We start from the raw sequence: 14,376 nt of genomic DNA on the forward strand, positions 1-14,376 counted from the left end.
CGCCGCTATTCCTTACCGTTCCAGCAATAGGTGCAAACCTTGCAGGGATCAATACCAATCGACTCGATCATATCCTCCAGCTCATGATATTTGAGCGAGGTGAATTTAAGCCGCTCGCAGATCGTGTCGACCATTTCCTTGTGATTCTGAGAATTCTGGTCTGCATAATCTGCTACAACATTCGCGTCATTGTCTCCCTCACGTTCGCGGATAATACGACGGGTGATCAAATCATACTCTGAAGTGGAACGCGAGAAGTTCAGATATTTACAGCCATACATAATCGGCGGGCAGGCTGACCGGACATGTACCTCCTTGGCGCCATTGTTAAACAGATGGCTGGCGGTATCACTCATCTGAGTCCCGCGTACAATGGAGTCATCAATAAATAAAAGCTTTTTATCCTTGATCAGGGCATCGACTGAAATGAGCTTCATCTTGGCAATAAGATGCCGCATGCTCTGTGTCGGCGGCATAAAGCTTCTTGGCCAGGTGGGCGTATACTTAATCAGCGGTCTTGAAAATGGGATACCGGATTCATTGGCATAGCCAATGGCATGTGCAATCCCGGAATCCGGAACCCCGGCGACTGAATCGACCGGTACATCTGTGTCACGTTTCGCCAGGGCTTCGCCACAGCGGTAGCGCATTGCCTCCACGTTTACCCCCTCATAGGTCGAGGTTGGGTAACCGTAATAGGTCCACAGGAAGGCACAGATTTTCATCTCCTTGCCCGCAGGTGATACCGTCTCATAGCCGTCAGCTGTGATATAAACTATTTCATTTGGGCCCAGCTCATAGGCGTCACTATAGCCCAGGTTTTGATAGGCAAAGGATTCAAAAGACGCACAATAGCCGTCTTCTTTTTTGCCAATAATCAAAGGGGTTCTTCCCAGGCGGTCTCTGGACGCATAGATCCCATCCTTTGTCATGATCAGCATGGTTAGAGAGCCATCCACCATTTCCTGTGCTGCTTTAATTCCATCCAGAAGGTTATCTCTGGCGGCAATAATCGAAGCGACCAGCTCGGTAGCATTTACCTTTCCGCTGCTCATTTCCATAAAATGGGCGCGGTGCTTTGACAATACCCGTTCCACAATGTCATCGGCATTGTTAATCCGGCAAACCGTGGTGAGTACAAAATTGCCATAATGCGCGCGGACAATGAGCGGCTGCGGATCGCTGTCGCTGATACAGCCGATACCGATCTGTCCTTTCATCTCCTGTACATCGCGTTCAAACTTTGTACGGAAGGGTGAATTCTCTATATTATGAATTGCCCGGTCAAAGCCTTCTTCTTTATCGTAGACGGCCATGCCTCCTCTACGTGTTCCTAAATGTGAATGATAATCTGTCCCGAAAAACAAATCTGCTACACAGTCTTTTTTAGATACAACTCCAAAAATTCCTCCCAAAGTCTTTTTCCTCCACTTTATTCATGTTATCAAAAAATTCCATAGTACTATTATATACTAAGGCCCTGCTAATAAAAAGCCCTAACCAGAAAAAAACCTCTCCGGTTTTCCAGAGAGGCTTATGTTCTTATTGCTTATTTATCGTCGTCTTCATCATCGAATGACAGACCTTCAAAAAGATTACCAAAAGCATCACCTAAGGTTACATTAGCTGATTCTTCGTAAACAGTTTTATTCTTATTCTGTTGTGGTCTTCTTCTTGGGGCGTCAGATCTTGGTGCAGAGGATCTCTCATAAGAAGAATCTGATTTTTTCTGTCTTGCAGGTCTTTCAGGCGCTTCTAAGGTTGCTTTGATGCTCAGGCTGATTTTTTCTTTTTCAGTATTGATACCAATGATTTTAACCTTGACAACATCACCTGGTTTCAGAACCGCTGCAACAGATTCTACACGGTCATAGCTGATTTCAGAAACGTGAATTAAGCCTTCAACGCCTGGCAGAATTTCAGCGAAAGCACCGAAATCCAGTACGTTTGTAATCTTAACTTCAACTTCGTCATCCACTTTATAGTTTTTAACGAATTCTTCCCAAGGTCTTTCTTTAAGAGCCTTAACGCTCAGCTTGATCTTCTTGTCTTCGTCGTTCTTAGAAATAACCTTAGCTTCGATTTCCTGACCCTTTTCTACCAGGTCTTTTGGTTCGTTAGCTCTTTCCCAGGTTAAATCCGAGCGATGAACAAAGCCATCAATTCCGTTTAAGTCTACGAAGATACCAAAGTTGGTGATGGTTTTAACGGTACCGCCCACGATATCGCCGACTTCAAGCTCGTCAAAACGTTTTTCCTTGGCTTCTCTTAAAGCTGCCTGTTTTTCTTTGATTTCTTTTTCAAGAATAACCTTCTGTGATAAGATGGCTCTTCTTCTCTTTGCGTTGTAGTCAATGATGATACCTTTAACGTCTTCGCCGATTAAAGATTCAAGATCCTTGACATAACGCACATGATACTGGGATGCTGGCATGAAGATATCTGTAAATCCGATATCAACAATGAGACCGCTGCCAGATACGCCTTTTACTTTACCTTCTAAAACAGTTTTATTTTCAAAGGCTTCTGCTAACTGACGCTGAACTTTCTGATTGTCATATTTGATCTTAGACAATTTAACGCTGCCAGAACCGTCATTTAAGTCGGTCACAATAGCATTGACTTTATCACCAAGTTTGACAAGGTCTGCCAGTTCTTCATCATGTTTCCATGTGAAGTCATTCTTCTTAATGACTGCATCTGCCTTGTATCCAATATTCAAAATAACTTCATCATTGTCAATGTGAATTACTTCACCTTCTACTGGGGCACCCTTTCTGATTGGTTTGAGGGATTCTTCAATTTCAGCTGCGAAATCGAAATTAGCGTCTGCAATTTCATTTGCTGTCTGCACTTTAGCAGCTTCTGTTTCCTGAACCACCTCTTGAGTTTGTTCTTGTTCCAATTTGTTTTCTTCCATACTTTCCGTTACCTCCTTAACGATCCAATCCGGTGTTGATGCGCCCGCTGTGATTCCGATGGTTTGATACTTCTTAATCTCATTAGGGTCTAATTCTCCGGCTGTTTCTATATGACAAGTGTTTTTGCAATAGGTCTTACAGATATCTAATAATTTTTGGGTATTGGAACTATGATATCCGCCTATTACGATCATATATTCTACTACCTTTGCAGTTTTGGCCGCAGCCGCTTGTCTTTCAGCTGTTGCACTGCAAATAGTATTAAATATAACAATTTCATCCGCTTTTGACTTCAGGGCTTCTGTAATTTTGTTAAAATTAGCCTCAATGATGGTCGTCTGCGCCACTACACATATTTTATCATATTTTTTTAAATTTTCTACACTTTTTATGTCGTTTATGACAATTGCTTCATTATTGCACCATCCTGTAGCCCCAACAACCTCCGGATGATCCCGATTGCCGACAATGACAATCTGGTAGCCCTTTTCGTAGTAATCCTCAACCTTTTTCTGCATGGCCCTCACAAAGGGGCATGTGGCGTTGACAATTTCAAGGCCCTTGGCTTCAGCCGCATCAATCACATCTTTCCCCACACCGTGAGAACGAATGATGACGCAGCCGTGGTCTATTTCATCGATGGTCTCCGCCTTGACAACCCCTCTGTCAATCAGCCGGTCCATTTCCTGACGGTTATGGGATATATCCCCCAGGGTATAGATTGATTGATTCTGATGGTTTGCCAGAGTATCCTCGACCATTTTCATGGCGTTTTCAATTCCAAAGCAGTAGCCTGCCTTATCGGCAATGATAATCTGCATAGTCTATCTCCATTATTTTATTGTAAATCATAGACAATGTCCATAATTTTTTCACTTATTTTTGACATTTCTTCAGGTTTCACTTTTTTTCCATAATATTCGTTTAATTCAATGGGTTTTCCAAATTTTATGTTTATTTTACCTCTAAATTTGTATTCACCTTCAATATGTACTGGCAGGATGGGAGACTTGGTTTTTAGGGCAAACACCACGAAACCCTCCATTGGTTTCCTGCGTTCTCCGTTTTTTACACGCGTCCCCTCCGGAAAAATCCCCAGAATCTCACCGTTTTTGAGAACTCTTAAGGATTCCTTTAGTGTTTCCAGTGAAACCTTTCCCCTGTCGACAGGAATGGTGCCCACGGCAAGCAGCACCTTTCTGACAATAAAATTTTTATAAAGCTCGGCCTTGGCCATAAAATGCACCTGCCGCTTCATATGGGTCGCTACTGCCAGAGGGTCATAATTACTGATATGATTGGGGCAAAGGACAACCCCGCCTGTCTTTGGAATATTTTCTTCCCCCTCCACATGGATGTTATACAAAATAAGGTTTAAAAGCTTGATAAGGGCTCTTCCAAATCTATAAAACATGGGCCTTTCCTCCCCGGATATTCTCTAAGATTACCTGACAGACCTCCTCGATGCTTTTGCCTGTGGTATCAACCACGACTGCATCCTCTGTACAGACCAGCGGACCCTCGTCACGGTGGCTGTCATTATAATCCCGAACCGCAATGCTTTCACGGATACTGTCAAAATCCTGATCGATTCCCTTAGCCTGCTGTTCAATGGCACGCCGTCTGGCGCGTTCATCGATGCTGGCATCCAGATAAAACTTATAGTCTGCTTCTGGAAGTACAACAGATCCAATATCTCTGCCGTCCATAATAACCGAATGGCTGCCTGCGATGCTCTGCTGCTGCCTAACCAGCAGTCTGCGGACTTCGCCGATACAGGCCACATCTGACGTGTGCTTGCTGACAATGGGCAGGCGGATTTCTTCTGTAACCTTCTCTCCGCTTAAGTAAACATCTGTCCCTTTAAAATCAATGGTATTCTCTCTCGTGAAATCGGCGATGGCCTCCTGATCTGAGAAGTCCATTTTGTTTTTCCAGACACCGTAGGTAATGGCCCGGTACATGGCACCGGTATCTAAATAAAGAATACCCAATTCCTTTGCAATTATTTTCGCAATGGTACTTTTTCCCGCCCCGGCGGGGCCGTCAATCGCAATTTGCATAAAGCTCTCCTTAACCTTCTTCCGATAAGCCTGCCAGCCATCCGGTACTGGCGGCAATCTGTATGTTAAATCCTCCGGTCAGGGCGTCGACGTCAATCATTTCGCCGGCAAAATAAAGCCCCCGGACAAGTTTTGATTCCATTGTACTCGGGTCTATCTCCTTGACATCCACACCGCCTGAAGTGATAATGGCGGTATTGATATCCTGAAGAGATATCACGTGAAGTGTCAGCCCCTTAAAAACCTCGGCCAGATGTCTGCGTTCTTCCCGCGTGATCTGGTTCACCTTTTTATCCTCTGGAATACCTGAACATTTTACCATAACTGGAATCATTTTTGAAGGTAATAAATCCACTAAACTGTTAATAAAATGCTTGTTATGATATTTTTCAAAATCGCGCTGCAGCCGGGCATCCATCTGTTCCATGCTGAGCGCAGGCTTCAAATCGATAATCAGACTATAGTCGTCATATGGCGGCTTCATAAAGGCGCTCATGGTAAGCACCAGCGGGCCAGAAACGCCAAAATGCGTAAAGAGCATTTCCCCCGCTTCATAACGGACCTTTTTCTTTCCTTTTTTCATGGTCAGGCCTACATTGCGAAGTGAAAGGCCCTGCAGCTCCGGCACCCATGCCTCCTGGATATTGACGCCTGCCAATGATGGTCTCAGCGGCGTTACCCGGTGCCCAAGCTCCCTGGCCATTTTAAAGCCTGAGCCGTCAGAGCCTGTTGAAATATAGCTTCTCCCGCCGGTGGCCAGGATGACCCGGTCATAGTTTTCTACCCTTCCATTCTCCAGACGGATCCCTGTGACCTTTGTCCCATCGCTGTCTTCTTTCGTCTCGACAGCCACAATACGCTGGTTCAGGCAAATCTGCGCTCCCATGCGCTCCAGAATTTTTCTATAGGTTTTGATGATGTCGCTGGATTTGTCGCTTTTGGGAAAAACCCGCTCGCCCCGCTCAATTTTAAGGGGACAGCCGTTTTTTTCCATCAGATCCATGAGCGCATCATTGGTAAAGGTATAAAGGGCTGAATAAAGGAAATTCTTATTGGTGACAATGCTGTCAAAGAATTCGCTGATGTCGCAGTGATTGGTCAGGTTGCACCGGCCTTTTCCGGTAATGTAGAGCTTTTTGCCCAGTTTTTCATTCTGGTCATAAAGATCCACCTGCTGGCCTGAGCTCAACGCAGCGATGGCTGCGGTCATCCCCGCGGGGCCGCCGCCGATAATGGCTGTTTTTTTCATTCTTTCTCCTATAAATCCTTGACGAACTCGTCGCCTGTGTAAATGTAATGCTCTTTCCAGATTTCTTCGAGCTCGTTAAAAGTCTGCTTTGTTTCCTTGATATTTTTAAAGCCAACGGCCACTACCAAAGCATTAATCAGGCTTAAGGGCGCCACAAGAGAGTCCACAAAAGAATAGACATTGCTCTTTGCAATGAGCTTGTAATCTGCAAACTCATTGATGGGTGCGTGCTCATTATCCGATATGGTGATTATTTTTGGGCCCCGGTTTTTAAGAAACTCCACAGCCTCGTAGGTTTTCTGCGCATAGCGCGGGAAGCTCATGGCAATAACCACGTCGTCCTCGCCGATTTTAATCAAATGCTCATATACGTCTGTTACACCGTGGTTAATCACCCGGACATCGTCCAGAATCAGGTTCAGATAATAGCCCAGATGCTCGGTCAGCAGGCTGGTCGTTCTAAAGCCGATAATGACTACCTTGCCGGCACTGCGGATAATGTCCACGCATTGTCTGAGCGCTTCATAGTCAAAAGATTCAAGGGTTCCGTTGATGCTGTTTATGTCGCTTTTGAGCACCGCGGCCACAGAGCGCTGCATCAGCTTTTCTTTTTCCTCATCACCCAATGTCATGTTGATACGCTCAATGGTGGTTAATTTACTGTTTATTTCGTTTTTGAGCGCTTTTCTGAACTCGGGGTATCCTTCGTAGCCTAAAGACAGCGCAAAACGCACAACTGTGGCTTCGCTGACTTTTACGTGCTGTGCAACCTTGATGGCTGACATATCCGGAGCCTTCTCGTAATTTTTCATCACAAAGGCCGCAATTTTTTTATGGCTTTTGCTCAGGCTTTTATAGCGCTCCTTAATCTCTGCAAAAATATCCCGTAGTTCTGGTTTACTATCATGTTTCGTATCCGATGATTGATTCATTTCTGTTGTTTGCCTCATTTTGTCTTTTCCGCCAGAATTAAATAGGGCGGATTATTTTTATTGATTGTCTCAAGTTTATGCACATTAAAGCCTGCTCCAAGCTGCGCGCACCATTTTTCAACGGCTCTGCTCTCATCCAGTCCGGCCGGGTGCCGGTACAGGCAGAGTGTCAGCAGCCCCTTTGGCGCCAACAGCGTCACACTGCTTTCCAGTGCTGCCAGTGTGGTATCTGTCTTTGTAACGATTTTTTTGTCTCCATGAGGCAAATACCCTAAATTAAACATAATCCCCATTATTTTAGAGTCCTGCCGAAGCTCTGGCACACTGCCCATTGTTTCGTGGCCCCTGTGAAAAAGAAGAGCACGGTCTCTTAAACCCTCAGCCGACAGGCGCTGCTCTGTTTCCTTCAGGGCTTCTTCCTGGACATCAAAGGCATAGACTCTTCCGTGCGCGCCCACACTTTTGGCCAGCAGACAGGTGTCCGCGCCAGTCCCGGCTGTCGCGTCGACGGCTGAGTCTCCCTCGCGTAAATGTTCAGCCATCAGGGCCCCTGCCAGTAAGGTCACTCTCCTGAAGTCATTAATCGACGGCACCAGCACACCCCGGACACGGCTTGAAAAATTCATCGACATAAGCGTCATGGCTGATATATTCGCCGCAGTCCTTAAATTGATGGCCTTCAAAATAAGCCTTCAACGCCTCAGGCACATTATAGACCCTGCAGGCCTCGCACCCCAGGTCAGCCGCCTGGAACAGGGTCGTGCGGATCAAGCCGTCCAGCACCGCCATGGGTACCTCTGGCATGATGTTTATAATATCGTAAAGCTCTGCTGTCTCGCCTTTTACCATAAAACGGGCAACAGCCAGAAGCTCTTCCCCATCCATGGCAGTCAGATAAAGGCTTCGTTTATGCTCTGGCTCTTTAAAATAAGGCGCGACCACCTCAAAATTTTTAGGAATCACAATTTTAATCATCTTTTTCTCCCTTTAGATAACGTATTTCTTCCTCAGTAAGATAACGCCATTCACCGGCTTTTAATCCCTTTAAAGTAATGCTGCCAATGGCTGTCCGCTTGAGGTGAATGACGGGATGGTGGATAGCCGCGCACATTTTGCGGATCTGGCGCTTCCTTCCCTCGTGAATCGTCATTTGAAGCAAGGTTGTGCTTCTGTAGGTCTTTAGTACCTGCACAGAAGCGGGTGCAGTGGTATGCCGCGTATGGTCGTCATCCTCGATTTCGACCCCCTCAGCAAAAAGCTCCAGCTCCTCGGTGCTGGGAATCCCCTTTACAAGCCCTTCATAAATTTTATTGAACTCATGGCTGGGATGCGTCAATCTAAAGGTAAGGTCTCCGTCATTGGTTAAAATCAGCAGGCCCTCTGTATCCTTATCCAGCCGGCCCACCGTAAACAGCCGTTCCTTAATGGGCAGCAGATCCATCACGGTCTGGTCTGCGTGGCGGTCTGCCGAGGTGGAGACCACGCCTTTTGGCTTATTCAGCAGCACATAAATTTTCTTATCCTCAGCGATGGCTTTGCCGTCTACTTTAACAATATCAGCCTCCGGGTCTACCTGAAGTCCTGGTGTCAGCACTGCCTCACCGTTGACACTTACCCTGCCTGCGGCAATCAGCTCCTCCGATTTACGTCTTGAAGCAACGCCGCACTGGGCCATATATTTCTGTAATCTCAATTCAATTCCTCAACTGTGTTTATTTCCATATTTTCCGCCATAGAAGCGGAGATATCAATTTTCTGCTGTTCTCCCTCGGCAAACTGCTCAAAGGCCGGCAAATCCTCAATATGCTTCAAATGAACGGTTTTTAAAAAGGCGGGTGTTGTTTTATAGAGAATCGGCCGCCCTGGCGCTTCCATCCGGCCTGCTTCCTTGATCAGCCCCCGGTCAAGGAGCCGCTGAACCGAGCTGTTGGAGCTGACCCCTCTGAGATTGTCAATATCGATACGGGTAATCGGCTGGCGATAAGCGATGATCGAGAGGGTCTCCAGAGCTGCCTTGGACAGCCCTGAGGCCTCCTGCTGCCCCAGAACCTGTCTGATAAAATCGTAATGCTCAGGTTTTGTGGACAGCTGCCAGGTGTTGTTGACCTGCACCAGGCGAAGTCCCCGCTCCACACTGCCATAGTCCTTTTCAAGCTCTGCCATTAACGACTGAATGGTGTTCCCGTCCAGCTCCATCGCCTTTTCAAGCTCACGCAGCGCGACGGGCTCACCGCTTGCAAAAAGGATGCCTTCAATGATTCCCTTTAAACGCTTTTTATTACTTTTTGAAAGTTCCTGCATTTATTTTTCTGTCCTCTGTCTGATGATTATTTCCTGAAATACACGGTTCTGAAAAAGCCGGATGTGATTGATTTTATACATCTCCAAAAGCGCCAGAAAGGTTACCACAACCTCTCCCCGGCTGACTTTTTTTCTGAAGAGCTCTGAAAAATGAAGCTCTCCAGAGCGGTTGAGCTCAAATTGCTGCTCAATGTATTCAATTTTTTCCTCCACAGTAAAAACTTCCCTTACAATCTCCTGAGAAAAATCCTTAAACTCAATCTCATCGCTGTATAGGGAAAATATATTAGAGTATGCCTTAAAAATATCTTCTGGGTTGATCTCCACCTCTGCGTCCTGGTTCATAGCCGGAATATATTCCGGATCCTTGTAAACCGCATGAAGCTCGGCGCACTCCCGTTCCTCCAGATAACTGCTGATATTTTTAAAGATTTTATACTCAATAAGCTGTCGTACCAGCTTTTCTTTCAGGTCCTCTTCGTCCTCTTCCTCGTCCTTCGCTCTTGGCAGAAGCATTCTGGATTTGATCTCCAAAAGCTTGGAAGCCATGACCACAAACTCACTGGCAACCTCCATATCCAGTTCACGCCATTTCTCGATATGGGCCAGGTATTGATTCGTGATTTCCGCGATGGGGATATCATAAATATCAATTTTGTTTTTTTGAATTAAATGAATGAGAAGGTCCAAAGGACCTTCAAATTTCTCTAAACTGACTTCATAACTATTCATTTTATGACCAAAGCATTAAAAAAAGTGGGTTTAATATCATTCTGAACAACCCGTCAATCCCGTTGATGATGGGTGTGATAATCAGGCCGAACACATTAAATACAACCAGCAGCAGCAGGATAATCATCCCATAACGTGAGAACTGATAGAATTTCTGTTTTGCGTTGTAAGGAAAAAATTCAGCCAGAATCTGCGACCCGTCGAGGGGTGGAATGGGAATGAGGTTAAAAACTGCGAACATCAGGTTATACAGATACAAATACTGCAGAATCTGCAGCAGGTACACATTGGCGAAGGGTGAAACCGCATAGATCGCAATGAGCGAAATAAATCCTAACAAAAGGTTTGTGAAGCAGCCCGCCAGACTGACAACGATGATTCCCTTCCGATGGTTTTTAAAATTATTCGGATTAACCGGCACAGGCTTCGCCCAGCCAAAACGAAAAAGCAGCATGCTGATAAAGCCGATGGGGTCAATGTGCTTAAGGGGATTGACTGTCAGGCGCCCTGCCAGCTTGGGGGTTGGGTCACCCATTGCATCTGCCGCGTAGCCGTGGGCCATTTCATGAAAAGAAATGGCCACCAGGATACCGGGCAGGCTCAGCAGAAGATTGATAAAATAACTCGTGCTAAACATAATCAGTCCTCAAGCCAGGAAGGAATCCTGTCATTCTTGACCAGGTCCTCAAAGCTTTCACGTTCCACCAGAATTGCGGACCGATCCCCCTTTAGAAGAACAACAGCCGGCCTCCTGAGACGGTTATAGTTACTGGCCATTGAGTAATTATAGGCCCCTGTATGAAGCACTGCCAGTGTGTCGCCAGGCTGAGGTGAGGGCAGCTTAATGGATTTAATCAAGGTATCTGTCTCACACGCTTTACCGCTGACTGTAACCTCTTCCATCAGCGCCTCGTCCTGAGGCTTATTGCAGATCACAGCATCGTAATCCGCACCGTAAAGTGCCGGACGTGGATTATCCGCCATCCCTCCGTCAACACTCACGTACTTTTTCAGTCCCGGAATCTGTTTAACGGTGCCCACAGTATATAGCGTAATGCCCGCCGGCGCCGCCACAGAGCGGCCAGGCTCTACCACGATTTTAGGCATCGGAATCTGTCTCTGCTCAGACATCTCCCGCATATGGTCAACCATTTTAGGAATATAATTGGTGACGTCAAAGCTTGGATCATTTGGTAAATAAGGAATACCAAAGCCGCCGCCCAGATTAATCTCCGTCAGATTCAGCCCGTCGGAGATCAGTTCCTTATAAAGATCCAGCATCACTTCTGACGCCAGTAAAAAAGGCTTTTCATCTGCGATCTGAGAGCCAATGTGGCAATGAATGCCGACAGCCTCCACATAGTCCATTTCTTTTGTACGGCCGATAATTTCACGGGCCTGGCTCAATGGCAGGCCAAACTTGGAATCAATCTTCCCTGTCTGTATGAGCTCGTGCGTGTGGGCTTCTATGCCCGGAGATACCCGAAACAGCACCTTGACGGACTGCTCGAGTTCTTCGGTCAAAAGACGCAGCCGTTCCAGCTCCCATTCGCTGTCGATGACAATACGGCCTACCTTATAGCCCAGAGCCATTTCCAGCTCTGCCTGATTTTTATTACTGCCATGAAAGCAGATACGGGCAGGATTAAAACCACTTTTCACAGCCGTATAGAGTTCACCGCCTGAGGCCACATCCAGAGAGACGCCCTCACTTGCAACGATCCGGCACATTCCCATGTTTAAAAAGGTTTTGCCGGCATAGTTCACATCATAGTCCGCACCTGCCGATTCAAAGGCGTCCTTAATGCGGTTGATGTTTGCTCTCAAAATATCTTCGCTCATCACATAAAGCGGCGTCCCGTATTTCTGCGCTAACGCCACTGTGTCATGACCAGAGAATATAAAATTTTCTGACATTCAGTTTCTCCTTAAAAGCTTTAATTTATTTACCACAAATAATAAGAAAAGTGATCTATTATCCTGTGTGTAACACAGATGATAAAAGACCACCTCGATGATTTTATTTACATAAGAGAAAAAAAGCGACCTAAAACACAGGCAGTCTTTGCGTCTGAAAACTTTCCTTTAAGGTAAAGCGCCCGGACTGTCCGTATAGGCATTTCGACAATTTCGATGAATTCATCATCATCCTGTTTTCTCGGCTCAATAACAAATTGAGACGCCATAAATAAAGTGGTCACTTCATTGGTAAATCCCGGTGAGGGCCACATTTCTCCTAAAAAGTGCAAATCCAGGGGCTTCAGGCCAATTTCCTCCTGCAGCTCCCGCACTGCCGCCTCTTTAGGATCTTCACCCGCTTCAACCAGACCTGCCGGTATCTCCAGGATCACTTTTTCGATGGCCTTTCTAAACTGGCGCACGAAAATAATCCGGTTGCCTCTGACAGGCAGAATACCGACGCCCTGTTTGTGGTCTACCAGTTCCCGGAAAGAGGTCCCTCCATCGGGAAGCTCGACTTCGTCGACCTTTAAATTTAAGATGCGTCCATTATAAATCTCTTTGGACGCAATGGTTTTTTCAAAAAATTTCATTCACTACTCCACGCCTTCAGCGTTCAGACATAAGGCGGTTCAGTTCATCCATAAAGGATTCGACATCCTTGAACTCACGATAAACTGATGCAAAACGAACGTAGGCCACCTGATCGATATCCTTGAGCGCATCCATGACGCGCTCTCCAATATAGGATGATTCCACCTCTTTATCTTCAACCTGATAAAGCTCCTTCTCCATTAAGTCAACAACACGCTGGATGTTGTCGATGGGAACCGGACGTTTTTCACAGGCCTTGATCATCCCATTCAAAATTTTATTTTTATCAAAGGGGACACGCTGCCCACCTTTTTTAACAACGATCAAGGGAATGTTTTCAATCCGCTCATAAGTCGTAAACCTTTTGGCGCACCGGATACATTCCCTTCTTCTACGAATCATAGTGCCTTCTTCAACAGGTCGTGAATCAACTACTTTGCTTTCGTCATAATCACAAAAGGGACACTTCATTCAGACACCTTAGTCTTCGTTGCTTAAAAATCCAGGAATCGCAAATTCGCCAGCACCGCTGGTTGTTTTGGTTTCAGGCTTAGCAGCTGTATTTGCAGCAGCAGCATTTGCGCTGTTTAAGATCGCAGCTTTTTTAGCTTCCACTTCTTCTGCTGGTAAGAAACCGGTCGCAATAACCGTAATCTGGATTTCATCGCCAAAGCTTTCGTCAATGGTCGCCCCAAAGATAACGTTAGCGTCTTCGTCAGAGGCTTCTCTCGCAATGGTTGCGGCTCTGTCGACTTCAAAGAGCGACAGGTCTTCACCAGCTGTAATATTTAAAAGCACGCCGGTGGCGCCGTCGATTTCAGTTTCCAGGAGCGGGCTTAAGATGGCTTCTTTTGCAGCTTCTTCGGCACGGTTTTCACCGGAAGCACGGCCAACGCCCATGTGAGCCAGACCGGCATCTTTCATGATGGTCTTAACATCGGCAAAGTCAAGGCTTACAAGACCCGGCATGGAGATCAGGTCAGAGATACTCTTAACACCCTGTAATAATACATCATCTGCCAGTTTGAAAGCGTCTCTTAAAGAAGTGGTTTTGTCAGCCATTCTTAACAAACGGTCATTTGGAATGGTGACCAGCGCATCGACATTATCCTGAAGGAAATCACTGGCAATCTGAGCGTTGCGCATACGGACTCGGCCTTCAAAAGAAAATGGTTTGGTGACAACACCAATGGTTAAGATTCCCATTTCACGGGCAATTTTTGCAATGATCGGCGCAGCACCGGAACCGGTTCCGCCGCCCATACCAGCAGTGATAAATAACAGATCTGTTTCCTGAATTAAATCTGCAATGGCGTCACGGCTTTCTTCCGCAGACTTCTGACCCATTTCAGGGTTACCGCCCGCACCAAGACCGCCGGTGGTCTTTTCACCAATCTGAAGGCGTTTTTCAGCCAGGGTCAGGGCCAGCGCCTGATTATCGGTATTGATGGATATGAAGTCAACACCCTTCAGACCGGATTCGATCATGCGGTTAACGGCATTGTTCCCGCCGCCGCCAACACCAATTACACGAATTCTCGCAAAATTATCATTGTAGCCATCTAATTCAATCACTTTTCTTCCTCCTCTATTTCACGTAAGAAACTCTTAGTTTGTTTTTTATC

The 14,376-nt window shown here is 46.2% G+C and carries 16 protein-coding genes; all 16 read right to left on the reverse strand.

Annotated features, from left to right (window positions below; translation table 11 throughout):
* Positions 1 to 5 precede the first annotated feature (5 nt).
* The 16 genes from CPZ25_RS04780 to ftsZ all read right to left on the reverse strand — a co-directional run bounded on the left by CPZ25_RS04780 (position 6) and on the right by ftsZ (position 14,326).
* Positions 6 to 1,415 carry an amidophosphoribosyltransferase gene (locus CPZ25_RS04780; protein ID WP_058694264.1) on the reverse strand — a complete coding sequence of 470 codons (1,410 nt, stop codon included), beginning with the start codon at positions 1,413 to 1,415 and terminating at the stop codon, positions 6 to 8.
* A 134-nt stretch (positions 1,416 to 1,549) separates the two neighbouring features.
* Complete coding sequence (locus CPZ25_RS04785; protein ID WP_096919681.1) at positions 1,550 to 3,742, reverse strand: bifunctional 4-hydroxy-3-methylbut-2-enyl diphosphate reductase/30S ribosomal protein S1; 2,193 nt, start codon at positions 3,740 to 3,742, stop codon at positions 1,550 to 1,552.
* Positions 3,743 to 3,759: 17 nt separating this feature from the next.
* Positions 3,760 to 4,335: a lysophospholipid acyltransferase family protein gene (locus tag CPZ25_RS04790; RefSeq protein WP_074617311.1), complete on the reverse strand. Its 576-nt coding sequence runs from the start codon at positions 4,333 to 4,335 to the stop codon at positions 3,760 to 3,762.
* The gene (gene cmk, locus CPZ25_RS04795) at positions 4,325 to 4,984 is read right to left on the reverse strand and encodes a (d)CMP kinase (protein ID WP_058694261.1); all 660 of its coding nucleotides are present in this window, start codon (positions 4,982 to 4,984) and stop codon (positions 4,325 to 4,327) included. The genes CPZ25_RS04790 and cmk overlap by 11 nt, the downstream gene beginning before the upstream one ends.
* A 10-nt stretch (positions 4,985 to 4,994) precedes the next feature.
* Positions 4,995 to 6,233 carry a BaiN/RdsA family NAD(P)/FAD-dependent oxidoreductase gene (locus CPZ25_RS04800; RefSeq protein WP_058694260.1) on the reverse strand — a complete coding sequence of 413 codons (1,239 nt, stop codon included), beginning with the start codon at positions 6,231 to 6,233 and terminating at the stop codon, positions 4,995 to 4,997.
* An 8-nt stretch (positions 6,234 to 6,241) separates the two neighbouring features.
* Entirely contained in the window at positions 6,242 to 7,165 is a 924-nt protein-coding gene (locus CPZ25_RS04805; RefSeq protein ID WP_074617368.1) for a MurR/RpiR family transcriptional regulator, read from the reverse strand.
* A gap of 14 nt (positions 7,166 to 7,179) precedes the next feature.
* Positions 7,180 to 7,806, reverse strand: coding sequence for a tRNA 5-(aminomethyl)-2-thiouridylate-methyltransferase MnmM (gene mnmM, locus CPZ25_RS04810; protein WP_096919680.1), 627 nt, complete (start codon positions 7,804 to 7,806; stop codon positions 7,180 to 7,182).
* Positions 7,745 to 8,140: a hypothetical protein gene (locus CPZ25_RS04815; protein WP_096919679.1), complete on the reverse strand. Its 396-nt coding sequence runs from the start codon at positions 8,138 to 8,140 to the stop codon at positions 7,745 to 7,747. Before CPZ25_RS04815 ends, mnmM begins: the two co-directional genes overlap by 62 nt.
* On the reverse strand, positions 8,133 to 8,864 hold the full coding sequence (locus CPZ25_RS04820) for a pseudouridine synthase (protein ID WP_341473497.1): 732 nt from the start codon (positions 8,862 to 8,864) through the stop codon (positions 8,133 to 8,135). The genes CPZ25_RS04815 and CPZ25_RS04820 overlap by 8 nt, the downstream gene beginning before the upstream one ends.
* The gene (gene scpB, locus CPZ25_RS04825) at positions 8,855 to 9,466 is read right to left on the reverse strand and encodes an SMC-Scp complex subunit ScpB (RefSeq protein ID WP_096919678.1); all 612 of its coding nucleotides are present in this window, start codon (positions 9,464 to 9,466) and stop codon (positions 8,855 to 8,857) included. Before scpB ends, CPZ25_RS04820 begins: the two co-directional genes overlap by 10 nt.
* Positions 9,467 to 10,156, reverse strand: a complete 690-nt coding sequence (locus CPZ25_RS04830) for a segregation and condensation protein A (protein ID WP_243129344.1) — start codon at positions 10,154 to 10,156, stop codon at positions 9,467 to 9,469.
* Positions 10,157 to 10,199: 43 nt separating this feature from the next.
* The gene (locus CPZ25_RS04835; RefSeq protein ID WP_096919676.1) at positions 10,200 to 10,835 is read right to left on the reverse strand and encodes a site-2 protease family protein; all 636 of its coding nucleotides are present in this window, start codon (positions 10,833 to 10,835) and stop codon (positions 10,200 to 10,202) included.
* 2 nt (positions 10,836 to 10,837) lie between these two features.
* Positions 10,838 to 12,115, reverse strand: a complete 1,278-nt coding sequence (gene lysA / locus CPZ25_RS04840; RefSeq protein ID WP_058694253.1) for a diaminopimelate decarboxylase — start codon at positions 12,113 to 12,115, stop codon at positions 10,838 to 10,840.
* 107 nt (positions 12,116 to 12,222) lie between these two features.
* A complete protein-coding gene (locus CPZ25_RS04845; protein ID WP_096919675.1) occupies positions 12,223 to 12,750 on the reverse strand; it encodes an NUDIX hydrolase in 528 nt (175 codons plus the stop codon).
* A gap of 16 nt (positions 12,751 to 12,766) precedes the next feature.
* Complete coding sequence (gene nrdR, locus CPZ25_RS04850; RefSeq protein WP_038351403.1) at positions 12,767 to 13,222, reverse strand: transcriptional regulator NrdR; 456 nt, start codon at positions 13,220 to 13,222, stop codon at positions 12,767 to 12,769.
* 9 nt (positions 13,223 to 13,231) lie between these two features.
* Positions 13,232 to 14,326: a cell division protein FtsZ gene (gene ftsZ / locus CPZ25_RS04855; RefSeq protein WP_058694251.1), complete on the reverse strand. Its 1,095-nt coding sequence runs from the start codon at positions 14,324 to 14,326 to the stop codon at positions 13,232 to 13,234.
* Positions 14,327 to 14,376: the final 50 nt, after the last annotated feature.

The sequence above is a fragment of the Eubacterium maltosivorans genome, from assembly GCF_002441855.2.
Taxonomy (GTDB): Bacteria; Bacillota; Clostridia; order Eubacteriales; family Eubacteriaceae; genus Eubacterium; species Eubacterium maltosivorans.